21 protein-coding genes and 1 tRNA gene are annotated in these 23266 nt (G+C 62.9%); 10 read left to right on the forward strand and 12 right to left on the reverse strand.

Translation table 11 applies throughout. The features are described from left to right. Positions 1 to 92: 92 nt before the first annotated feature. The 4 genes from proB to rplU form a co-directional block, all read right to left on the reverse strand. Entirely contained in the window at positions 93 to 1226 is a 1134-nt protein-coding gene (gene proB / locus ACIPHM_RS18825) for a glutamate 5-kinase (protein WP_400331374.1), read from the reverse strand. A gap of 176 nt (positions 1227 to 1402) precedes the next feature. Next, complete coding sequence (gene cgtA / locus ACIPHM_RS18830) at positions 1403 to 2545, reverse strand: Obg family GTPase CgtA (protein WP_400331376.1); 1143 nt, start codon at positions 2543 to 2545, stop codon at positions 1403 to 1405. Between the two features lie 149 nt (positions 2546 to 2694). Next, entirely contained in the window at positions 2695 to 2955 is a 261-nt protein-coding gene (gene rpmA / locus ACIPHM_RS18835) for a 50S ribosomal protein L27 (RefSeq protein WP_017234735.1), read from the reverse strand. A gap of 28 nt (positions 2956 to 2983) precedes the next feature. Beyond that, positions 2984 to 3295 (reverse strand): 50S ribosomal protein L21, encoded by a 312-nt coding sequence (rplU, locus tag ACIPHM_RS18840; RefSeq protein ID WP_010803930.1) that lies wholly within the window; start codon positions 3293 to 3295, stop codon positions 2984 to 2986. A 328-nt stretch (positions 3296 to 3623) separates the two neighbouring features. Here rplU and ACIPHM_RS18845 point away from each other — a divergent pair, with 328 nt between their 5' ends. From ACIPHM_RS18845 to yacG, 9 genes are all read left to right on the forward strand, one after another. Continuing rightward, a complete protein-coding gene (locus tag ACIPHM_RS18845; RefSeq protein ID WP_400331501.1) occupies positions 3624 to 4553 on the forward strand; it encodes a polyprenyl synthetase family protein in 930 nt (309 codons plus the stop codon). Between the two features lie 19 nt (positions 4554 to 4572). Continuing rightward, a tRNA-Pro gene (locus ACIPHM_RS18850) sits at positions 4573 to 4649 on the forward strand. Between the two features lie 223 nt (positions 4650 to 4872). Then, positions 4873 to 6165: an HlyC/CorC family transporter gene (locus ACIPHM_RS18855; protein ID WP_400331379.1), complete on the forward strand. Its 1293-nt coding sequence runs from the start codon at positions 4873 to 4875 to the stop codon at positions 6163 to 6165. Positions 6166 to 6280: 115 nt separating this feature from the next. Further along, on the forward strand, positions 6281 to 7504 hold the full coding sequence (locus tag ACIPHM_RS18860; protein WP_400331382.1) for a GspE/PulE family protein: 1224 nt from the start codon (positions 6281 to 6283) through the stop codon (positions 7502 to 7504). Positions 7505 to 7621: 117 nt separating this feature from the next. Further along, positions 7622 to 8866 (forward strand): type II secretion system F family protein, encoded by a 1245-nt coding sequence (locus tag ACIPHM_RS18865; RefSeq protein ID WP_400331385.1) that lies wholly within the window; start codon positions 7622 to 7624, stop codon positions 8864 to 8866. Then, positions 8863 to 9762 carry a prepilin peptidase gene (locus ACIPHM_RS18870; protein ID WP_400331388.1) on the forward strand — a complete coding sequence of 300 codons (900 nt, stop codon included), beginning with the start codon at positions 8863 to 8865 and terminating at the stop codon, positions 9760 to 9762. The genes ACIPHM_RS18865 and ACIPHM_RS18870 overlap by 4 nt, the downstream gene beginning before the upstream one ends. Then, complete coding sequence (gene coaE / locus ACIPHM_RS18875) at positions 9759 to 10373, forward strand: dephospho-CoA kinase (protein WP_400331390.1); 615 nt, start codon at positions 9759 to 9761, stop codon at positions 10371 to 10373. Before ACIPHM_RS18870 ends, coaE begins: the two co-directional genes overlap by 4 nt. 161 nt (positions 10374 to 10534) lie before the next feature. Next, positions 10535 to 11290, forward strand: coding sequence for a cell division protein ZapD (zapD, locus tag ACIPHM_RS18880; protein ID WP_400331392.1), 756 nt, complete (start codon positions 10535 to 10537; stop codon positions 11288 to 11290). Positions 11291 to 11293: 3 nt separating this feature from the next. Next, positions 11294 to 11488: a DNA gyrase inhibitor YacG gene (gene yacG, locus ACIPHM_RS18885; RefSeq protein WP_400331395.1), complete on the forward strand. Its 195-nt coding sequence runs from the start codon at positions 11294 to 11296 to the stop codon at positions 11486 to 11488. Positions 11489 to 11647: 159 nt separating this feature from the next. Here yacG and ACIPHM_RS18890 read toward each other — a convergent pair whose 3' ends face one another. The 4 genes from ACIPHM_RS18890 to secA all read right to left on the reverse strand — a co-directional run bounded on the left by ACIPHM_RS18890 (position 11648) and on the right by secA (position 17458). Further along, a complete protein-coding gene (locus ACIPHM_RS18890; protein ID WP_400331398.1) occupies positions 11648 to 12082 on the reverse strand; it encodes an NUDIX domain-containing protein in 435 nt (144 codons plus the stop codon). A 67-nt stretch (positions 12083 to 12149) separates the two neighbouring features. Further along, positions 12150 to 13034, reverse strand: a complete 885-nt coding sequence (locus ACIPHM_RS18895) for an ATP-binding protein (protein WP_400331401.1) — start codon at positions 13032 to 13034, stop codon at positions 12150 to 12152. Between the two features lie 234 nt (positions 13035 to 13268). Beyond that, positions 13269 to 14498 carry a bifunctional glutamate N-acetyltransferase/amino-acid acetyltransferase ArgJ gene (argJ, locus tag ACIPHM_RS18900; RefSeq protein ID WP_400331403.1) on the reverse strand — a complete coding sequence of 410 codons (1230 nt, stop codon included), beginning with the start codon at positions 14496 to 14498 and terminating at the stop codon, positions 13269 to 13271. Positions 14499 to 14662: 164 nt separating this feature from the next. Further along, complete coding sequence (gene secA, locus ACIPHM_RS18905; RefSeq protein WP_400331406.1) at positions 14663 to 17458, reverse strand: preprotein translocase subunit SecA; 2796 nt, start codon at positions 17456 to 17458, stop codon at positions 14663 to 14665. Between the two features lie 305 nt (positions 17459 to 17763). Between secA and ACIPHM_RS18910 the strand changes: the two genes are divergently transcribed. After that, the gene (locus ACIPHM_RS18910) at positions 17764 to 18231 is read left to right on the forward strand and encodes a DciA family protein (protein ID WP_400331408.1); all 468 of its coding nucleotides are present in this window, start codon (positions 17764 to 17766) and stop codon (positions 18229 to 18231) included. A 165-nt stretch (positions 18232 to 18396) separates the two neighbouring features. On the opposite strand, the gene lpxC is transcribed toward ACIPHM_RS18910, so the two are convergent. The 4 genes from lpxC to ACIPHM_RS18930 form a co-directional block, all read right to left on the reverse strand. Next, positions 18397 to 19311, reverse strand: coding sequence for a UDP-3-O-acyl-N-acetylglucosamine deacetylase (gene lpxC / locus ACIPHM_RS18915; RefSeq protein ID WP_400331411.1), 915 nt, complete (start codon positions 19309 to 19311; stop codon positions 18397 to 18399). A gap of 565 nt (positions 19312 to 19876) precedes the next feature. Then, entirely contained in the window at positions 19877 to 21067 is a 1191-nt protein-coding gene (gene ftsZ / locus ACIPHM_RS18920) for a cell division protein FtsZ (RefSeq protein ID WP_044457160.1), read from the reverse strand. A gap of 107 nt (positions 21068 to 21174) precedes the next feature. After that, positions 21175 to 22407 (reverse strand): cell division protein FtsA, encoded by a 1233-nt coding sequence (gene ftsA / locus ACIPHM_RS18925; protein WP_010806905.1) that lies wholly within the window; start codon positions 22405 to 22407, stop codon positions 21175 to 21177. Between the two features lie 22 nt (positions 22408 to 22429). Then, on the reverse strand, positions 22430 to 23263 hold the full coding sequence (locus tag ACIPHM_RS18930; RefSeq protein WP_400331415.1) for a cell division protein FtsQ/DivIB: 834 nt from the start codon (positions 23261 to 23263) through the stop codon (positions 22430 to 22432). Positions 23264 to 23266: the final 3 nt, after the last annotated feature.

Consider the following 23266-nt stretch of genomic DNA (forward strand, 5'->3'; position numbering starts at 1 on the left):
TTGTCGTGCCGGCGTTTTTTGGCTTCTGACGGACCGTCGACGAACCGCTGACGGACGCAAAACGCTCGCCCCGCAGTTCAGCGCACGGCGGTTTACCGCAAAATCAGATTATCGCGATGGATCAGTTCGGGCTCGTTCGCGAAGCCCAGCACCTGCTCGATATCGCTGCTCGGATGGCGACGAATGAGGCGTGTCTCCGACGCGCTGTAGTTCGACAGTCCCCGTGCGATCTCGTGACCGGCTTCGTCCAGACAGGCGATGACCTCACCGCGCGCGAACGTGCCTTCGACGTCGATCACACCGATCGGCAGCAGACTCTTGCCCTCTTCCATCAGCTTCTTGCAAGCGCCCGCGTCGATCACCACGCGTCCGCGCACCTGCAAATGATCGGCCATCCACTGCTTGCGGGCGGTGAGCACGGCCGTGCGTGCCACCAACTGCGTGCCGATGGCTTCGCCGCCGGCCAGACGCACCAGCACGTCAGCCTCGCGCCCCGATGCGATAACGGTGTGCGCACCGCTCGTCGCCGCACGCTTGGCGGCCAGAATCTTGGTCAGCATGCCGCCGCGGCCGATGTTGGTGCCCGCGCCGCCGGCCATCGCCTCAAGACGTTCGTCGCCCGCCTCGGCCTCGTGCACGAACTCGGCATCGGGGTTCTTGCGCGGATCGGCCGTGTACAGGCCCGATTGGTCGGTCAGGATCACCAGCGCGTCGCCGTCGATCAGATTGGTGACGAGCGCCCCGAGGGTGTCGTTGTCACCGAACTTGATTTCGTCGGTCACGACCGTGTCGTTCTCGTTGATGATCGGCACCACGCCCAGACGCAGCAATGTCAGCAACGTCGTGCGCGCGTTCAGATAGCGTTCGCGGTCGGCCAGATCGGCATGCGTGAGAAGAATCTGTGCGGTCCGCACGCCATGCTCGGCGAAGCGAGTCTCGTAGACCTGCGCGAGGCCCATCTGGCCGACAGCGGCGGCGGCCTGTAATTCGTCGATGGCCTTCGGGCGGCGTGCCCAGCCCAGACGCTGCATCCCCTCCGCAATCGCGCCTGAACTCACGAGCACGACCTGCTTTGGCGAACGTCCGTCGCCCCCATGCCGCAACGCGGCGATCTGCTGCGCCCAACGCGCAATAGCGACATCATCCAGCCCGCGACCGTCGTTGGTCACGAGACTGGAGCCCACTTTCACCACGAGCCGCTTGGCATCGGCGATGACCGAACGCATGGACCTGGATTCTCCTGCGGATGTATTGGGAAGACGGACTGTTGCAATCGCCTGGACGATGCGAAGGAAACGGCATGGTCGCCATCCTTCGTCTCACGCCTGGCCTCAGCAGCCGGATCGCTGGCGTTGGCGCGTGTGTGCGAGACGTCAGCGCCAGCGTTTGAGTGATGTGGAGTTTACGCCTTTGGCGTGTCGTCCGTTGGGGTTTGTGGCGCAGCGGCGTCGACCGCAGGGGTGGCCGGGGTGGCACTACCCGCGCGGAAACGCGGATCCGCCGCGGCGTCTTCGATGGCTTCTTCGACGGCACCGCGTTGCTGGTACAGATATTCCTGGACTGCCAGGCACAGCTTCTCGCAGCCTTCGCCCGTCAATGCCGAGATCTGGAAGGTCGGGCCGTCCCAGCCGAAGCGCTTCTGAAAGTCGGCCACGCGCTCGGCACGCTCCGCTTCCGGCACCATGTCGACCTTGTTGAGCACCAGCCAACGGGGCTTCTGGAACAGCGCTTCGTCGTACTTTTGCAGTTCGAGCACGATGGCCTGGGCGTCAGCCACCGGATCGACGCCTTCGTCGAACGGGGCAATGTCCACGATATGCAGCAGCAAGCCGGTGCGCTGCAAGTGACGCAGGAACTGGTGACCCAGACCGGCACCTTCGGCAGCGCCTTCGATCAGCCCCGGAATGTCGGCGATGACGAAGCTCTTGCCCGGCGCGGTACGCACGACACCCAGATTGGGGTGCAACGTCGTGAACGGATAGTCGGCGATCTTCGGACGCGCGTTCGACACCGACGCGATAAACGTCGACTTGCCCGCATTGGGCATGCCGAGCAGGCCGATGTCCGCGAGCACTTTGAGCTCGAGCTGGAGCATGCGGCGCTCGCCAGGCTTGCCGTCCGTCTTCTGACGGGGCGCGCGGTTCGTGCTCGATTTGAAATGGAGGTTGCCCAGACCGCCCGCGCCACCTTGAGCGAGCACGACTTCCTGAGCGTGTTCGGTCAGGTCGGCGATGGTCTCGCCGGTCTCCATATCGCTGATGATGGTGCCGACCGGCATGCGCAGGAAGATGTCCTCGCCGCCCTTGCCGTAGCAATCCGAGCCGCGACCGGATTCCCCGTTCTTCGCCAGATGCTTCTTCGAATAACGGTAATCGATCAGGGTGTTGATGTTGCGATCCGCCACGGCAAACACGCTGCCGCCGCGACCGCCGTCGCCGCCGTCAGGTCCGCCGAACGGCACGAATTTCTCACGGCGCATCGATGCCGAGCCGTTGCCGCCGTTCCCGGCGATCACCTCGATTCGTGCTGCGTCAATGAATTTCATGTGGGTCCGTCCCGCTTGATGACCGTCCGCAGACGATCGGAATACTGTTCAATGTCCCGCTCCGGGCGCGGTTTTCCGCTGCGCGCAGGCGAGACAAACAAAAAAGGCTCCGCATGAGAGCGGAGCCTTTTGGTGGCAAAAGGCTTAGCTTACGCTGCCGGCACCACGCTAACCACTTGCTTCTTCGCTGCGCCCTTGATGGCGAATTGCACGTGGCCATCGGCCAGTGCAAACAGCGTATGGTCCTTACCGATACCGACGTTTTCGCCGGCATGCATACGAGTCCCACGTTGGCGAACGATGATGCCGCCAGCCAGGATTGCCTGACCGCCGTACACCTTCACGCCGAGGCGCTTCGACTCGGAATCGCGGCCGTTACGGGACGATCCGCCTGCTTTTTTGTGTGCCATGACTTAACTCCTTACCTAGCTCGATCGATTAGCCGTTGATGCTGTCGATACGCAGCTCGGTGTAGTTTTGGCGATGGCCTTGACGCTTTTGGTAGTGCTTGCGACGGCGCATCTTGAAAATCTTCACCTTGGGGTGACGACCCTGGGCGATAACGGTAGCCTTGACGGAAGCCCCACTGACCAACGGCGCACCGAACTTAATCGATTCGCCCTCGCCAACGGCGAGAACCTGGTCGATGGTGATTTCAGCGCCAATGTCAGCCGGTATCTGTTCTACTTTGAGCTTTTCGCCAGCAGCAACCTTATATTGCTTACCGCCGGTTTTTATGACCGCGTACATTGTTGAACCTCACTCATAAACAAGAGAATTTTTCATGCAGACCGAGGGCCCTGAAAGGACTCGACTTACCGGTCGATCGCACCGCCGCAGCCCGTCATACCGGAGTATTTTCGGACCAGGTGCAACGAATGCGCGCACGAAAACCGGGGATTATACAGACTTTCCCCTTTTGCGTCAAAGACTTCCGTGACACAAGGCATTCCACTGCCCTGGTGCCCGAAAGTGGCCGCACCCACTATATAATTTGGGGCGAATTTTTCCTCACCCGAGCCTTGTCTTGACTGCTTCGACTTCTCCCCAGAACGTACTGGCCACCATCGCCGACGACATGCGTGCCGTCGACGAGCGTATCCGCATACAGTTGGCCTCCAAGGTGGTCCTGATCAATCAGATCTCGGAGTACATCATCAATTCGGGCGGCAAACGGCTGCGCCCGGCACTCCTGCTGCTGGTATCCGGCGCGCTCGGCGTTACCTCGCCCGCCCGCTTCGAGCTCGCGGCGGTCATCGAATTCATCCACACCTCGACGCTGCTGCACGACGATGTCGTGGACGAATCCGACCTGCGCCGCGGCAAGCAGACGGCCAATGCGCTGTTCGGCAATGCGGCGTCGGTGCTGGTCGGCGACTTCCTTTACTCCCGCTCCTTCGAAATGATGGTGAGCGTGGACAACATGCGCGTGATGCAGATCCTTTCGCGCGCCACCAACATCATTGCCGAAGGCGAAGTGCTGCAACTGCTGAACATGCACGACCCGGACGTGGACGAAGCGCGTTACCTGCAGGTCATCAAATACAAGACCGCGACGCTGTTCGAGGCGGCAACGCAACTCGCTGCCGTGCTCGCCAACGCCGACAAGCAGACCGAAACGGCCGTATGTGAATACGGTAGACGCCTGGGCACGGCATTCCAGTTGATGGACGACTGGCTCGACTACGCGGGCGACACCGACGAGATGGGCAAGAACGCGGGCGACGATTTGCGTGAAGGCAAACCGACGCTGCCGCTGATCTACGTGCTGCAACATGGCACGAAGGCAGAGCGCGCGCTGGTACGCGAAGCCATCGAGAATGGCGGCACCGACAAGTTCGAACCGATCCTCGCCGCAATCACGCGCACGAAGGCACTCGACCACACGCTCAAACGCGCAAAAGAAGAGGCCGATGCGGCAGAACAAATTATTTCTGTACTCCCCTCTTCCCATTACAAAGATAGCCTGCTAGAATTATGTTCTTACTCGATAGCGCGACGCACTTAGCGAAGTAGCAGTATCGAAGCGGGGTGTAGCTTAGCCTGGTAGAGCGCTACGTTCGGGACGTAGAGGCCGGAGGTTCGAATCCTCTCACCCCGACCAGGATTTACTTTGCTCTCGAGCAAAGCAAAAAAACCGACGGACATGTCCGTCGGTTTTTTTATTTCTGCGGCATTTTCCGATCTGTTTGCATCACCTTCGCCCGAACGTCTGTAGTCCATCCCGTCCGGCAGACGCCAGCCCTGCGACGCGACTGACACCGTTATCCCCTCTGATATAGTGGCGACTCATTGCCACCCCCGTGCCTTTCGCACACCCAAAAAGCTTGGACGCCTTGCCCTTATGGGCGCAGATTTGCGCCGTCGCCCTCCTGATCATCTGCTCGGGATTCTTCTCCATTTCCGAAACGAGCATGATGGCGCTCAACCGCCATCGCCTGAAGCATCTGGTACGCATGAACGTACACGGTGCCAAAGCAACACAGGGGCTGCTCTCCCGCACCGAAGACCTGCTCTCGACGATTCTCGTCGGCAATAACGTCATCAATACCGTCGTTCCGGTCCTCACCACATCGATAGCAGTGCGCTACTTCGGCAACGACGCCGTCACGCTCTCGATCGCGACCGCGCTCATCGCGTTGCTCATCATCATCTTTGCGGAAATCGGCCCGAAGATTGTTGGTGCGACGTACCCGGAGCGCATCGCACTCTCGATCAGCACCCCGCTCAGACCCATCGTCACCGTAGCGACGCCGCTGGTCTGGGTGCTCAACAGTTTCGTGCGTGGCATGCTGCGCGTGCTGCGCATCGACACCCGCCGGGCGGCAAGCGAAGCGCGTCTTTCGACGGAAGAGCTGCGTACCATCGTGCTGGAGGCGAGCAACTACATGCCGACCAAGCCGCGCAGTGTGTTGCTGAATCTGCTTGATCTCGAAAACATCGCCGTCGACGACGTGATGGTGCCGCGCGCGCGCATCGAGGCGCTCGACATCTCGGCACCGCTCGACACGATCCTCTCGCAACTCGAGACCTGCTATCACAACAAGCTGCCCGTCTACGACCGCGACATCGATCGCATCGTCGGCATTCTGCCGGTGCGTCGTACGCTCTCTGCGCTGCGGCACCCGGACGATCTTTCGGTCGACACGCTGCGCGCGTTGCTCGTCGAGCCGTACTTCATTCCGAGCGACACCCCGGCATTGCGGCAGTTGCAATACTTCCAGGAGAACCAGCGCCGCGTCGGCCTTGTCGTCAACGAGTACGGCGAGGTCGAAGGATTGGTCACGACCGAAGACATCATTGAAGAACTCATTGGCGAGTTCACGACGAGCGTGCCCGGCACCGGGGGCAGTCGTTCAGGCTGGACGGCCGACGACGATTGTCTGGTCGGCGGCGGCCTGGGGCTCCGCGATCTGAATCGACGCCTGGGCCTGCACCTGCCCACCGACGGCCCCAAGACGCTCAACGGCCTGATTCTCGAAGTGCTGCGCGAAATTCCGGAGGCGAGCGTCAGTCTCGAAATCAGCGGCGTACGCATGGAAATCGTGCAGATCGACAATCAGGCGATCAAGACCGTGCGCCTGTTCAAACCGAAGCCGGGTTCCCCCTCGCACGACTGACGATTCGCGGTCGTCCACTGCACGTTACATCGCCCATTTTTCGGGCAATTCCGATTGAGTCGGCACAGAGATTTGGCGAGACTGATGCTTCACGCAGCTCTCGCCGAACGCTCTCATGCCCTCTGTCACGCAATCTCCCGCCGCCGAATCCGTCGACGCCAACGTGCCTGCCGACACCCGCACGTCGCCCTCATCCACGGGCGCTGCGCGCGCATCCCGGGAAGCCACCACACCGCTGCAATTCCTCGAGCAGATGCTGAGCGAGGCGATTCGGGCGGGCGCGTCCGACGTGCATTTCGAACCGATGGCGCAGCGCTTTCGCGTACGGCTGCGTATCGACGGCTATCTGCAAGAGTACAGCGACGTTCCCCTGCCATGGCGCGACATGCTCGTCTCGCGCCTGAAGGTGCTCGCCAATCTGGACATCGCGCAGAAGCGTCTGCCACAAGACGGGCGCATGGTGTGGCGCGACGCTGGCGAACCTGTCGAGTGCCGGGTGAGCGCGCTGCCCACGCTGCACGGCGAAAAACTCGTGGTGCGCTTGCTCGACGGCGCGAAGGTGCCGCTTTCGCTCGAAGGTCTCGGCTACACACCGAAGCAATATCTCGCACTCACGCAGGCGATTTCGCGCCCGCACGGCATGATCCTGCTGACCGGCCCCACAGGCAGCGGCAAGACCGTCTCACTCTACAGTTGTCTTCGACGGCTCAACGACGCGTCGCGCAATATCGTCACCATCGAAGATCCAGTGGAAATTCGCTTGCCCGGCGTGACGCAGGTCAATCTCAACGAGCGTGCCGGACTCGACTTCGCCACGGCCTTGCGCGCCTTTCTCCGGCAGGATCCCGATGTGCTCGTCGTTGGCGAAATTCGCGACGCACAAACGGCCGAGATCGCGGTGCAGGCAGCGCAGACCGGACACCTTGTGTTCGCGACGGTCCACGCGAACGACGCCCCCAGCACACTCGCGCGACTCTTCGATCTCGGCGTCGCACCGTTCAACCTGTCGTCGACATTGCTGCTCATCAGCGCACAGCGCTTGCTCAGGCGACGATGCCCCGCGGGATGCCAACCCGGCCATCCGACAAACGACGCTGCGCGCGGCGGACATCCCTGCATGCGCTGTCACGGCAGTGGTTTCGCGGGGCGAATCGGGGCATTTCAAGTCATGCCGATCAGCGCTACGCAGGCCATCAACATCGCCCAGGCACGCAGTCCGCACGAATTGGCGGCGCAAGCGAAAAGCGAGGGCGTCATGACACTGCGCGAAGCCGGAATGTGGCATGCCGAAGCCGGCACCATCAGCGCGGAGGATGTCGATGCGACAACGCCTGCCTGACGCTCCGACACCGCCCCGGCGCAACGACGCACCCGCCCTGTCGTATCACGTGTGGCGCGGCACTCACTCACGACCGGGACAACGGCTGCGGCGAGCCATATCGAAGGGGGAGGTCACATGTCTCGCGCAACACGCATGACGCCCATGACGCAGCCACGCCGCTGGCATTGGCAAGGCCGCGATGCCGACGGACAACGCAAACGCGGAGAAGTGATCGCGCACGGCGAGGCCGCCGCGCGCCTGATGTTGCGTCACCGGCATCGGCACTTGACCGTGACGCATCTGAGCCCGGGACGGCGGCACTTGCCCACGGGACGCACCCGATCCACCGACGCCACCGACCTCGTCCGGCGCCTCGCCACGCTGCTCGGTGCCGGCGTGCCGCTCACGGCGGCACTGAACGTCCTGGCGCGAGGCGCACATACGCGAGGACTCAAGCGGTTGGCGTCGGGTATTGCGCAGGACGTCGCGCTGGGACACCCATTGGCACAAGCCATGGCGCACGCCAGCCGCCACTTCAGCGGCGTCGATTGCCAGTTGGTCGCGGCCGGAGAACTGAGCGGCCAACTCGGCCCGACGCTGGCGCGTCTGAGTGCGCACTACGATCACACGCGAGGTGTACGCGACAAACTGCAACGCGCACTGGCCTATCCGGTGACCGTGCTGGTGGCAGCGCTCGCCGTCGTGGCAGTGCTGCTGCAATGGGTGATTCCGGAGTTCGAGCGGCTGTTCGCCAGCGCGGCCGGCGGCGGCGTTCCGCTGCCCCCACTCACCCGATGGCTTATCGATCTCTCGCGCGCGTCGCTCACGAGCGGCCCATGGATGCTCGCCTGCGTGGGTGCTGCGGGATTGGCCGTTACGGCCGCGCTACGACGCAGCACACGCATGCGACGGCAGCGGGATCGGCTGATATTGCACTTGCCGGGGGCCGGCAAGATCATCCTTATGATGAGCGCAGCCCGATGGGCCAGAACCCTCGGCACGCTGCTCGATGCCGGGGTCCCGTTGCCCGATGCGATGGACGCGGCAGCCAGTGCCTGCGGCAATCTCGTGATGCAGCAGGCAGCCCACGGCGTGCATCGGGCGGTCGCCCGCGGCGCACGTCTGGCAACGGCGCTCGAAGCCGGCGCACACTGGCCGCTGGTGGTGGCCCAACTGGCCGTGATCGGGGAGGAATCGGGTACACTCGGGCGCATGCTCAATCAGGCCGCCGGCCTGCTCGACGAGGAAGCCTCGCATGCGCTGGTCAGTACCTGCGCGACGCTGGAACCCATGATGATTACGTTTCTCGGCCTGCTGATCGGCGGCATGGTCCTCGCCATGTATCTGCCGATGTTCCAACTCGGTTACGGTGTCGCATGAACACCATTGACGGCTACGCGGAGCTGCTTCTGGTCGATGCGCTGGCGCAACTGGCACCTCACTGGCGTCTCGCGCTGTTCGCGGCGCTGGGCTTGCTCGCCGGGCTGATCATCGACGTTGTGGTGCGACGTGTGCCGGCCGCCATCGAACGGGCATGGCTCGAAGAACTGCACGCCGCCGACGCAGGAGACACCACCTCCGTCCATACGGCATCGCCACAGTCCGCGCACGCTTCCGCCACGCCCCTGATGTCCTCCACGCCCCTCACGTCCGCGACAGGAATGCCCGGCGGCGTGGGCGGTGTCGGCGGCGTCGAACTCCCCGCCACGTTGGCAGACGCCACGTCGTCGCGCCGCTGGCAACTGGCGCTGCTCTGCGGTGTGTTGAGTGTCGCGATCTCATGGCGCTTCGGACCGACGTGGCAAAGCATTGGCGCACTCGGGCTCGTCTGGACACTCATTGCGCTCGCCTATATCGACCACGACACGCAACTGCTGCCCGACATGCTCACGTTGCCGCTGCTCTGGGCGGGGCTGCTCGTGAACCTCGGTCACTGGTTCGCGGCGCTCCCTGCCGCCGTGATCGGCGCGGCCGCCGGGTATATGAGCCTGTGGGCGTTGTATTGGGTGTATTGGTGGGTACGCCGTCGCGAGGGAATGGGATTCGGCGACTTCAAGCTCTATGCCGCGCTGGGCGCCTGGTTCGGCTGGACCGCGTTGCCGCAAATCCTGCTGATCGCCTGCGTGCTCGCCATCGTCGTCGCTGGCAGCGCATGGCTGATGGGACGCCTGCGTGGCGATCAAATGTTTCCTTTCGGCGCGTTTCTCGCCGCCGCAGGTATCGTCACGCTCTTCGGTGGTGACGGCCTGATGCTCTGGATCGGAGGAACTCCATGACTTACGCCATCGGCCTGACTGGCGGCATTGGCAGCGGCAAGACGACCGTCGCCAATCTGTTCGCCACGCACGGCATCGCGATCATCGACACCGACGCCATCGCGCACAGCATCACCGCGCCGGGCGGCGCCGCCATGCCCGCGATTCGCCGCGAGTTCGGCGACGCCTTCGTTGCCCCGGACGGCTCGCTCGATCGCGCTCGCATGCGTGACGCCGTCTTTTCGGACGACGCCGCAAAGGCGCGTTTGGAGGCCATCACCCATCCGCTCATCCGCACGGAGTGCGAGCGTGCGGCGGCCGAAGCCGAAGGGCCGTATCTGATTTTCGTCGTACCGCTGCTGGTGGAATCCGGCACCTGGCGTGAGCGTGTGCAGCGTGTGCTCGTCGTCGACTGCACCGAGGAAACCCAGATCGCGCGTGTCATGTCACGTAATCGCTTCACGCGCGAGCAGGTGCAGGCGATCATGGCGCGTCAGGCCTCACGTGCCCAGCGGCTCGCCGCGGCCGATGACGTGATCGACAACGACGTGCAGCACGCGCCGCTGGCCCCGCAAGTCGGCCGTTTGCATGCGATGTACCTGCGGCTCATGACGCAAACGGGTGGCGAATAACCGCCGAAGGTTCGGCGTCGGAAGGCAGGTTGGATCGCATTTCCCGCACCGGAAATGCACGCCGCCCTCGATTGAGCGCCCACTCGCGTTGCACCTCGATAGATTCCCGCATTAGAATGTCGCCATTACGCTGAAAAGCGCCAACTTATGGGCCAACGCGCTTGATCCTGTACGAATATCCGCTCAACGAACGCATTCGCACGCTGCTTCGGCTAGAAGAGCTGTTCGGGCGCTTCGCCTTTTTCGTCGGACAGGACCAGCCGCTCGATCACCACGCGGCCCTGATCACGATGTTCGAGATTGCCGACATCGCCGGGCGCACCGATCTGAAGAACGAACTGGTCAAGGAACTCGACCGGCAGCGTCAGACGCTTCAGATCTATCGCGGCAATCCCGATATCGCCTCCGACGCGCTCGAACAATTCATCGGCGAAGTCGAGCTGGCCATCGCGAACCTCAATCAGATTCCCGGCAAACCCGGCCAGCATCTGAACGACAACGAGTGGCTGGCTAGCATTCGCAGCCGCTCGGTGATTCCTGGCGGCACGTGCCGCTTCGACCTGCCGTCGTATTACGCCTGGCGTCACAACGACGCCGAACAGCGCCGTCACGACATCGACAAGTGGATCGGACCGCTCTTCCCGATTCGCGACGCCATCGGCATCGTGCTGGGTCTGGCCCGCGAATCCGGCCATGCCAGCAAGGCGATGGCGCAGCAGGGCAGCTACCAGCAGATGCTCACCGGCCGCGTCTACCAACTCATGCAGGTGCGTGTCGCGGCCGATCTTCGCGTCATTCCGGAAGCCAGCGCCAACAAGTACATGCTGTGGGTGCGCTTCACCACGCAGGATGGCGATCTGAAGCCGCGGCCGGTCGACAGCGACGTGCCGTTCCTGCTCACCCTTTGCAATCTGTAAGACATGCCGAGCGTCGTCAATTGTCCGACCTGCGGCAAGAAGGTGGTTTGGGAGCCGCAGGCGAAATTCCGTCCGTTCTGCTCGGAACGCTGCAAACAGATCGACATGGGCGCGTGGGCCGCAGAAAAGTACACGATCCCGTCCGAATCACCTGAAGATCCCTCGCAGGACTCGCCGCTCGATCCGACCCAGCGTTGACGCGCAGCAACACCTCGTGAGCAGATGGCCAATTGGATGGTCAATTGCCAGCGCCAACGAAAAAGGCACCTCTCGGGTGCCTTTTGCATTTCAGCGAGCATTCCGGCAAACATCGCCCCGTGCAGCCAGACTACAGCACCGCGCGTCAGACGACGTCCATCACGACCGCTGCGCCATCTCCTCGGCAAGCCACGTCAACGGCGGCAGCGCAGCGGGCAGCAACGGCTCGACGCTCACCGGCGGATGCTCCCAGGCCAACGCCTGCCCTTCCTTGCCGTGCGGCTCGCCCTGCCATGCCGTCACCTTGCAGAAATGCAGACGCACATAGGCGTGCGGGTAATCGTGCTCCAGCACGCGCCACGGGGCGCATCGCTCGACCGTCACGCCGAGTTCCTCGTGCAACTCGCGCGCCAGCGCAGCCGCGACCGACTCGCCCGCTTCGAGCTTGCCACCCGGAAACTCCCAATAACCCGCATAAGGCTTGCCCGCGGGACGCTGGCCGAGCAGCACCGCGCCATCCGGGCGCACCATTACGCCAACGGCCACTTCGGTAACGGGACGCCCATCGGGCGCAATTCGATTCGAGTCTGTCATATCACTACGCAATGCCTGCGGAATTTCCTGATAAGGAGGACGGGCCACGGCCGCGTCCACCCGATCGTTATGATGCTTGTGAGGCAGCCCCACGCTGTTTGCCCGCCCAATCGCGTGCGAACTGGAACGCCACCCGGCCCGAGCGCGAACCGCGCTCCAACGCCCAGATCAGCGCCTCGTGACGCGCACTCTCCGTCTGGTCTGCCGGCACGCCGAAGTGCTGCAACCAGTGGCTGACGATCGTCAGGTAGTCGTCCTGCTTGAACGGATAGAAGCTCACCCACAACCCGAAACGCTCGGACAGCGAGATCTTCTCCTCGATCACTTCGCCGGGATGAATCTCACCGTCTTGGGTGTGGCGATAGCTCTCGTTGTCCTTCATATACTCCGGCAGCAGGTGACGGCGGTTGGACGTGGCGTAGATCAGCACGTTGTCCGACTGCGCGGCCACGGAGCCGTCCAGCGCCACCTTCAGCGCCTTGTAGCCCGACTCGCCGTCTTCGAACGACAGGTCGTCACAGAACACCACAAAACGCTCGGGACGCTGCGAAATCAGATCGACGATGTCACCCAGATCGATCAGATCGTCCTTGTCGACTTCGATCAGACGCAGCCCTTCCGAGGCGTACTGGTTCAGGCACGCCTTGATCAACGACGATTTACCCGTGCCGCGAGCCCCGGTGAGCAACACGTTGTTGGCCGGCTCGCCACACACGAACTGTCGCGTATTCTGCTCGATCAACGCTTTCTGACGCTCGATATTTTGCAGATCGTCCAGCGTAATGGCGGACACGTGCGCGACCGGTTGCAGGAAGCCGCGTCCCTGCTTCTTGCGCCAGCGAAACGCCGTGGCGACGTTCCAGTCGATCTCCGGGGTAGCCGGGGGCAACATCGCCTCCAGCCGGGCCAGCACGCCTTCCGCGCGCGTCAGGAACTGTTCAAGTTTGTCCATGCTTCGAAATCCCCGCGCCGCTCGTGGGCGCTTGTGTCGATGCTTCGTGGTGTTGTCGTTTCCCTTCGCTGTGCGCCACGGTGCTTTTGCCACCAGCCGGCGATATGCCCGATGTGTCTACGCCATCGGCCACTCACGTCCACCGGCGCATGGCCGACACCGGTCAGGCATCGACGCTCTGCGCCGACGGCCCTCGCCTCCGGTGGGAGGCGCACAGGCCGTCGCGTCAGGGGTTCAGGAGCGGTAATCCGCGTTGATGCTCACGTAGTCGTGCGACAGGTCGCACGTCCACAGCGTTGCCGCAGCGTCGCCACGGCCGAGCACCACGCGTACCGTGATCTCGCTTTGCTTCATCACGCGCTGGCCGTCTTCTTCACGGTACTCGGCATTGCGGCCGCCCGCGCGAGCGACCAGCACGTCGTCGAGATAGAGATCGATCTTGCTGACGTCGAGATCGTTCACGCCCGCATAGCCGATCGCCGCCAGAATGCGGCCCAGATTCGGATCGGACGCAAAAAACGCTGTCTTCACCAGCGGCGAATGGCCGATGGCGTACGCGATCTGGCGGCACTCGGCCACGTCACGGCCGCCTTCGACCGTCACGGTGATGAACTTGGTCGCCCCTTCGCCATCGCGCACGATGAGCTGCGCCAACTCTTGCGAGATCGACAGCAGGGCGTCGCGCAGGGCAGCAAACGCCGGCGTATCCGTGCTCGCGATTTCCGGCAGTTCCGTCTGGCCGGTGGCGGCGACGATGAACGAGTCGTTGGTAGACGTATCGCCGTCGATGGTGATGGCGTTGAACGAGCGGTCGGCCACGTACTTCACCAGCGCGTCGAGCACAGGCTGCGCCACTCGAGCGTTGGTGCCGACGAAGCCGAGCATGGTCGCCATGTTCGGCTTGATCATGCCGGCGCCCTTGCTGATCCCCGTGAGCACGATCGTCTGACCGCCGATCACGACCTGACGCGACGCGGCCTTCGGCAACGTATCGGTCGTCATGATCGATTGGGCGGCCTCGTACCAATGCGCGGGCGCCAGATTGGCGATGGCCTGCGGCAGACCGGCGACCAGACGGTCAACCGGCAGCGGTTCGAGGATCACGCCCGTCGAGAACGGCAGGATCTGGTTGGACGACACCGACAGCAGCTTGGCCAGCGCATCGCACGTTGCGCGTGTGGCGAGCATACCCGGCTCGCCCGTGCCCGCGTTGGCGTTACCCGTGTTGACGACGAGCGCACGAATGCCCGCATGCGCCGCCAGATGCTCCTTGCACACCGTCACCGGCGCGGCGCAGAAGCGGTTCGTCGTGAAAACGCCCGATACCGTGCTGCCGGCGGCCAATCGCATGACCAGCACGTCCTTGCGATTCGGTTTGCGGATATTGGCTTCGGCCCAGCCCAGTTCGACGCCAGGAACGGCGTGCAGTTGGGAGGCTTCGATCGAGGGGAAATTGACGGCCATGAGGGTTCGCCCGCGAGAGGTAAGGGTTGCATCTCCCGCCCAGACGATGTCGGCACGACACTCCGCCGGGGCGGCGGTTGATCGGTGCGGCCGGTCGAAAAAACCGGCGCTACAAACGACGCGGCGCCGATAAGGAGTCGGCGCCGCGTCGGTCGGTTCACATCTTAAGTCAGTTTGCCGTGGCAGTGCTTGAATTTCTTGCCACTGCCGCACGGGCACGGATCGTTGCGCCCGACCTTCGGCTGCAGATCGCCGCCCGCGGCGGCCGCCGCCGCCGCGTGGGCAAGTGCCGCCACCACCGGACGACCGGCGTCCTCATCGACCTCGCCCTCGCCGCCCACGGTTTCGAGCTCGTCATGCTTGAACTCGATGTTGATCAGACCGCCCACATTGTCATCGAGCGATTCCGTGGCCTGCTCAAGCTCTTCCTGCGACTGGATGCGCACGTTCATGATGACGCGCGTGACTTCGAGCTTGATGGTCTCGAGCAACTGGGCAAACAGTTCGAACGCTTCGCGCTTGTACTCCTGCTTCGGATTCTTCTGTGCATAGCCGCGCAGATGGATACCCTGACGCAGGTGATCCAGCGCCGCCAGGTGCTCGCGCCAGTTCGAATCCACGCTCTGGAGCATGACCGAGCGCTCGAAGCCGGAGAACGACTCGCGTCCTACCATCTCCACCTTGGCAGCGTACGACGCTTCAGCCGCGTCCATCACTTCCTTGAGGATGTCCTCGTCGTCGATCTCTTCCGAGCCTTCGATACGCGATTGCAGCGGCAGGTCGAGCTGCCACTCCTCGCGCAGCGTCGTCTCCAGCCCCTTCAGATCCCACTGTTCTTCGACGGTACCGGCCGGCACGTAGTTACGCACCAGATCCTCGAACACGCTCTGACGCATGCCCACGATGGTTTCCGAGACGTCTTGCGCTTCGAGCAGTTCGTTACGCTGCTGGTAGATCACCTTGCGCTGATCGTTGGCAACGTCGTCGTACTCCAGCAGTTGCTTACGCACGTCGAAGTTACGCGCTTCGACCTTACGTTGCGCCGATTCGATCGAGCGCGTGACGATGCCCGCTTCGATGGCTTCGCCTTCCGGCATCTTCAGCCGGTCCATGATCGCGCGCACGCGGTCGCCCGCGAAAATGCGCAGCAGCGGATCTTCCAGCGACAGGTAGAAACGCGACGACCCCGGATCGCCCTGACGGCCCGAACGCCCGCGCAACTGATTGTCGATACGGCGCGATTCGTGACGCTCGGTGCCGATGATGTGCAGACCGCCCGCCGTCTTCACCTGCTCGTGCAAACCTTGCCACTCGTCCTGCAATTGCGTGATGCGCGCTTGCTTGTCGGCGTCGGACAGGCTCTCATCGGCTTCGATGAAGGCCGATTGCTTCTCGACGTTACCGCCCAGCACGATGTCGGTACCACGACCGGCCATGTTGGTCGCGATGGTGATCACGCCCGGACGGCCGGCCTGCGCCACAATCTCGGCTTCACGCTGGTGCTGCTTGGCGTTGAGCACCTGGTGCGGCAGCTTCTCGCGCGTGAGCAGTTGCGAGAGGTATTCCGACGTCTCGATCGAGGTCGTGCCCACCAGCACCGGCTGGCCGCGCTCGACGCAATCGCGGATGTCGATAATGACGGCGTCGTACTTCTCTTTCGACGTCTTGTAGATCTGATCCTGACGGTCGATGCGCTTGGGCACCCGGTTCGTCGGAATCACCACCGTCTCGAGGCGATAGATTTCGTTGAATTCGAACGCTTCGGTATCCGCCGTACCCGTCATGCCCGAGAGCTTGGCGTACATGCGGAAGTAGTTCTGGAACGTGATCGAGGCGAGCGTCTGGTTCTCGTGCTGGATCTTGACGCCTTCCTTCGCTTCCACGGCCTGGTGCAGGCCTTCGGACCAGCGGCGGCCAGCCATCAGACGGCCGGTGAACTCGTCGACGATCACGATCTCGTCGTTCTGCACCACGTAGTGCTGATCCTTGTGGAACAGCGTGTGTGCGCGCAGCGCGGCGTACACATGGTGCATGAGCGTGATGTTCTGCGGCGCGTAGAGGCTGTCGCCCTCGGCGATCATGCCCCACTCGGCGAGCAGTTGCTCGGCCTTCTCGTGGCCGCGCTCGGTCAGGAACACCTGACGACCCTTCTCGTCGAGCGTATAGTCGCCCGGCACTTCGACGCCCGTACCGTCGGCCTTCTCTTCGCCGATCTGACGCTCGAGCATCGCCGGCAGGCGATCCATCTTCACATACAGTTCGGTGTGATCTTCGGCCTGACCGGAGATGATCAGCGGCGTGCGCGCCTCGTCGATCAGGATCGAGTCCACTTCGTCGACGATGGCGTAGTTGAGCGTACGCTGTACCCGCTGCTCGGTCTCGTAGACCATGTTGTCGCGCAGGTAGTCGAAGCCGAACTCGTTGTTCGTGCCGTACGTGATGTCTGCCGCGTAAGCCGTCTGCTTCTGGTCGTGCGGCATCTGCGACAGGTTAATACCCACCGACAGCCCGAGGAAGTTGTACAGACGCGCCATCCACTCGGCATCGCGCTGCGCCAGATAGTCGTTGACGGTCACGACGTGCACGCCCTTGCCCGAGAGCGCATTCAGATAGGCGGGCAGCGTGGCGACGAGCGTCTTGCCCTCACCCGTGCGCATTTCGGCAATCTTGCCGTAGTGCAGCACCATGCCACCGATCAACTGTACGTCGAAGTGACGCATCTTGAGGACGCGCTTGCCAGCCTCACGGCACACGGCAAAGGCTTCGACGAGCAGCGAATCCACGCTCGCCCCCTGGGCGATACGCTGCTTGAATTCCTCGGTCTTGCCGCGCAGTTGTTCATCGCTCAGTAGGGCGATGTCCTGCTCGAGGGCGTTAATCGCCGTGACGGTTTTCTGGTACTGCTTGATGAGCCGCTGGTTGCGGCTGCCAAATACTTTTTTAAGAAGACCGGGAATCATCGGATCACTGGTTAGGGCGGCAAATGTCGTGCGCAATCGTGCCGTCTGTCGACGAGCGGGAGGCCTCACTCCGGAGTCGTGCCCCATGAGTGACGGTCCGCCCGAGGCGACTGCACGCTGCGGGTCACCGGTGTTTGGCACTCTGGCCACACACCGGTTCGATACCTGTACTGAAAAATGGATTCTAGCATGCTGTCGCGACGCGTCCCGACGGTGCCTGACCTCACAATCCGGTGTTTTCAGGGGACGGGGGAAGGCGACGCCCGATGGCGGGGTAAAATATGCGGCGACATCTGTCTCATCATATGAAACGACCCAAAGCGCCCCGCGTTGCCCGCCCCTTGACCGACCTGCTGTCCGCATCCGACGGGGCCGGTTCGCTGCTGGTCGCCGCCGAACAACTCGGCCGGCTGGAGCGGGACGTCCACGCGCTGCTGCCTGCCGCGCTCAGCGGCAGTGTGAGGCTCGCGCCACCGCGCGAAGGGGCGCTGGTGTTCCTGGTCGCGAATAACGCCCTGGCTGCGCGTCTGCGCCAGCAAACGCCCTCGCTAATCGACGGGCTCGCCACGCGCGGCTGGCTCATCCGCACGATCCGCATTCGCGTGAGCATCGCCACGCCCGAGCCGCAAAAGCCGCCCAAAGAGGCCCGGCTGCCACGCCAGGGGCTCATCAGCCTGCGCGATCTGAGGGACTCGCTGGAGCCGTCGCCGCTGCGCGACGCCCTCGCCCGGCTCGTCGCCCGACATTCCTACGGTGGAACACGCAAGCCTTGAGTCCTAGCCCCGGTGCAAGCCGGCGAAATACTCCGCCGGATACCGACACCGACACATACGCCGAACACCAACGCCGATATTGCTCGCGCGTCAAATAAAAAAGCGCCGGAAATCCGGCGCTTTCGTTTTGTTACATCTCATCGCCGCATGCGGCGTTTGCGTGACTTACGCGAACTGCGTCTGCGGTTCGAACTGGAAACCGCGCGGAGCGTCTTCTGCGCGCTCGAACGTGACGATTTCATACGCTTCCTGCGCGAGAAGCTCGCGCAGCAGCTGGTTGTTCAGCCCGTGGCCCGACTTGTACGCGGTGTACGACGCCAACAACGGGTGACCGATCACGTACAGATCGCCGATCGCGTCGAGCATCTTGTGCTTCACGAACTCGTCGTCGTAACGCAGGCCGTCGTTGTTCAGAATGCGGTATTCGTCGAGCACGATGGCGTTGTCCATGCTGCCACCGCGCGCCAGTCCCAACTCGCGCAGCATCTCGACTTCGTGCGCAAAGCCGAACGTACGTGCGCGGGCAATCTCTTTCGCGTAGGACGTATCGGCAAAGTCGATCTCGAGCGCCTGGCCGGTGCGATCCACGGCCGGGTGACGGAAGTCGATGGTGAACTTGAGCCGGAAGCCATCGTACGGCTCGAGGCGGGCGAGCTTGTCGCCTTCACGAATCTCGACCGGCTTCGTCACACGAATGAATTTCTTGGCGGCAGCCTGCTCTTCAATGCCTGCCGACTGGATCAGGAAGACGAACGTCGCAGCGCTGCCGTCCATGATCGGAATCTCTTCGGCCGTCACATCGACATACAGATTGTCGATGCCCAGACCGGCACATGCCGACATCAGGTGTTCCACCGTGGACACCCGCGCACCATCCTTCTGCAACACCGACGCAAGACGCGTGTCGCCAATCGCCATGGCCGACGCCGGAATCTCCACCGGAGGATTCAGATCGGTGCGGCAGAAGACGATGCCCGTGTCGGGCGGCGCCGGACGCAGCGACAACTCGACCTTGCGACCGGAGTGCAAGCCGATGCCGACTGTCTTGGCGATGGATTTGAGAGTGCGCTGCTTGAGCATGCTATTTATTAAAACTATCAGACGCTATGGATCATAGGTCGAATTATATCAGATCGGTGCCTTCATCGCTGTGCCACAAACACAACGGTTCGTTACCAAACATTCCGCGTATTGCCCCATCGGCCTGTCTCCGCCCATCCCGTAATACGAAATAACGTATTCCCGGAAAAGGCTTTTCTATCTTAGACGTCAGACCAAGGGTCTGCGCGTCCATGCATTTTCGGGGCACCCCGGCCGCCGCGACGGAGGCATGCCGCAGCGGTCGGGGGGACAGATCCGCGAGACCGGGTCAGGGATCACGAACGCTTACCCGTAACGTCCGTCACCTATGATGCCGGAGATGAACAGCACCTCTTGCGACTCTGGTCGTCGCAACCACGAGGCATCTCCCGTCATCACAACCTTGCCGTATCGTCCTTCGGACCCCTACCGAGGCGCGCCTTCCCCACGCCACATGGCATGGTAGTTGGAGCGACGGCGAATCCTCACGACGACCTGCATAGGTCTCGCGATTCCCAAGGTGCGGCGGCGCCAGGCACTGGAACCCGGCCCGCGCGCAACCTTGTCAGTCGGCTTGCTTGCGCAGGAAGGCCGGAATGTCGTACGTGTCGACACCCTTTTCCTGCAGCGCGGCGACATGCGAAGCGGCGGTCTCGCGCGTGCTACGCCACACGGCCGGCGTATCGAGCGCGCCGTAATCCGTACCGGCTGCCTGACCGACGTTCGGCACGTGGCCGGTCGCGATCGGCATGTTGTCGGTACCGGTCTTGAGCAGCGTCATCGGTGCAGCAGCCTTCTTCGCAACAGCACGGCCCAGGCCGGTTGCCACAACGGTCACGCGCAGTGCATCGCCCATCTTGTCGTCGTAGACGGTACCGAAAATCACCGTCGCGTCTTCGGCGGCGTAGCTCTTGATGGTGTTCATCACTTCACGCGTTTCCGACAGACGCAGCGAACGCGATGCCGTGATGTTGACCAGCACGCCACGCGCGCCCGACAGGTCCACGCCTTCGAGCAGCGGGCTTGCCACGGCTTGCTCGGCCGCCAGACGCGCACGATCGACACCTGCCACCGTCGCCGTCCCCATCATGGCCTTGCCTTGCTCGCCCATCACCGTCTTCACGTCTTCAAAGTCGACGTTCACCAGACCGTCGACGTTGATGATTTCGGCAATGCCGGCCACGGCGTTGTGCAGCACGTCGTCGGCGCACTGGAAGCACTTGTCCATCTCGGCATCGTCGCCCATGACTTCGAACAGCTTGTCATTGAGCACGACGATCAGCGAGTCGACGTTGTCTTCCAGTTCCTGCGCGCCCGTCTCGGCCACACGCATACGCTTGCCGCCTTCGAACTCGAACGGCTTCGACACCACGCCGACGGTCAGAATGCCCATTTCCTTGGCGATCTGCGCCACGACCGGTGCCGCGCCCGTGCCCGTGCCGCCGCCCATACCGGCGGTGATGAACACCATGTGCGCACCACGCAGGGCGTCGGCCACGCGCTCGCGCGCTTCTTCCGCGGCGGCACGGCCCATTTCCGGCTTCGCACCAGCACCCAGACCGGTCTTGCCGAGCTGAATGTTGACGCTCGCCTGCGAGCGGCCGAGTGCCTGAGCGTCGGTGTTCATGGCGATGAATTCAACGCCTTGTACACCACGGTTGATCATGTGCTGGACAGCATTGCCGCCAGCGCCACCAACACCCACCACCTTGATGATGGTGCCGTTGGTTTCCGTTTCCAACATTTCAAAGTTCATAGCGCCTCCAGTGAATTAAAAGCAGATCCGGTATTGCGGGTCACGTGCCGCTCGGGTAAGCCGCGCGTGTTTTCAACACCGAATCCACACCCCTCAAAAAAACACCATTAAAAATTGCTGAAGAACCAGTCACGCATACGCGTCCAGACCTGATTCGCTTGCCCCGACTGCACCGCGACCTTGCGGCCACGCATGCGTTGGGAACGTCCTTCGAGCAGCAGACCCATCGCCGTCGCGTAACGCGGGCTGCGCACCACGTCGGCCAGACCGCCCGCATACTCCGGCACGCCAATGCGCACCGGCTTGAGGAAGATGTCCTCGCCCAGCTCGACCATGCCCGGCATCATTGCCGCGCCGCCGGTGAGAACGATGCCCGAGGACAGCAGTTCTTCGTAACCGGACTCGCGCACCACCTGCTGCACCAGCGAGAACAATTCTTCGACGCGCGGCTCGATCACCGCCGCCAGCGCCTGACGCGAGAGCGTGCGCGGACCGCGCTCGCCCAGCCCCGGCACTTCGATCATTTCGTCCGGATCGGCCAGCGACTGCTTGGCGATGCCGTGCTGAATCTTGATGTCTTCCGCATCCGGCGTCGGCGTGCGAACGGCCATCGCGATATCGCTCGTGATCTGGTCGCCGGCAATCGGAATCACCGCCGTGTGACGAATCGCGCCTTCGCTGAAGATCGCGATATCCGTCGTGCCGCCGCCGATATCGATCAGCACCACGCCCAGTTCCTTCTCGTCCTCCGTGAGCACCGAGATGCTCGACGCGAGCGGTTGCAGAATCAGATCGTTCACTTCGAGGCCGCAACGGCGCACGCACTTCACGATGTTCTGCGCCGCCGACACCGCGCCGGTCACGATATGCACCTTCACTTCCAGTCGGATGCCGCTCATACCGATCGGCTCGCGCACATCTTCCTGACCGTCGATGATGAATTCCTGCGTGAGGATATGCAGCACCTGCTGGTCGGTCGGGATGTTGATCGCCTTGGCCGTCTCGATGACACGCGCCACATCGGCCTGTGTCACCTCCTTGTCCTTGATCGCCACCATGCCGCTCGAATTGAAGCTGCGGATGTGGCTCCCGGCGATACCCGTGAACACATTGGTGATCTTGCAGTCGGCCATCAGCTCGGCCTCTTCGAGCGCACGCTGAATGGACTGCACCGTGGCCTCGATGTTCACCACGACGCCCTTTTTCAGGCCGCGCGATTCGCTCTGGCCCAGGCCGATCACTTCATAGCGGCCTTCAGGGCGCAGCTCGGCCACCACCGCCACGACTTTCGACGTGCCGATATCGAGGGCAACCAACAGATCCTTGTAATCTTTGCTCATAGCGTGTGTAAGTCCTGAAGTCTCACTGGCTTCGCTTTACCGGCGCGGCAGGTTTCGCTGCCGGCTTCTGCGAATCCCGCTTTTGCACGGGTGTCGCGGCAAGCTTCTTGGCCTGTTCTTCGCTCAAGAAACGCATGCCTGCGGCACGCACTGCAAAACCGTTCGGGTACCGCAGATCGGCGTACTCGATCTGATTTCCCCAGCGCGCCGCTACCTGCGGATACGCCTGTACGAAACGTCGGCTGCGCGTGGCGAGGGTTTCGGGGTTGCGCTCCCGTCCCAGCGCCAGTTGCACGCCCCCTGCAAGCCGTACGCCCCACGCGTAGCGATTCGACAGCGTGACCGCTTCGGGTTTCATGTTCAGCGGCGCGAACCACTTCACGAAGTCGTAGTACCGCGCCGTCACATCCTTCTCGCTGCCTGGCGGCCCGGCGAACTCCGGCAACTTGCCGTCGTCCTCGGCTTCGGCCAGGTTGGCGGCGAACAGTTCGCCATCCACACTCACCAGACGCCCGTCGTTCCACGTGGCCAGCGGCTTGTATTCCTCGATCGTCACGGCAAGCTGGTTCGGCCAGACGCGCCGCACGCTCGCATGACGCACCCAGGGCACTGCCTCGAACGCCGCTCGCGTGGCGTCCAGATCGATCGTGAAGAAGTTGCCCTTCAGACGGGACACCGCGTTCGCGCGCAAGGTCGGCCCGTTGATGTGAGACACGTCCCCATCGATCTGGATCGCCTTGAGCGTGAAAATCGGACGCTGGATCAGCCAATGGCCGCCCGCCGCGAGCGCCGCCAGCACGACGAGTGCGACGAGCGCACTCGCGATGGCGTTGAGCAGGCGTACGTTTTGCCACATGGC

This window comes from Pandoraea sp. NPDC087047, from assembly GCF_044745225.1.
In the GTDB taxonomy this organism is placed as follows: domain Bacteria; phylum Pseudomonadota; class Gammaproteobacteria; order Burkholderiales; family Burkholderiaceae; genus Pandoraea.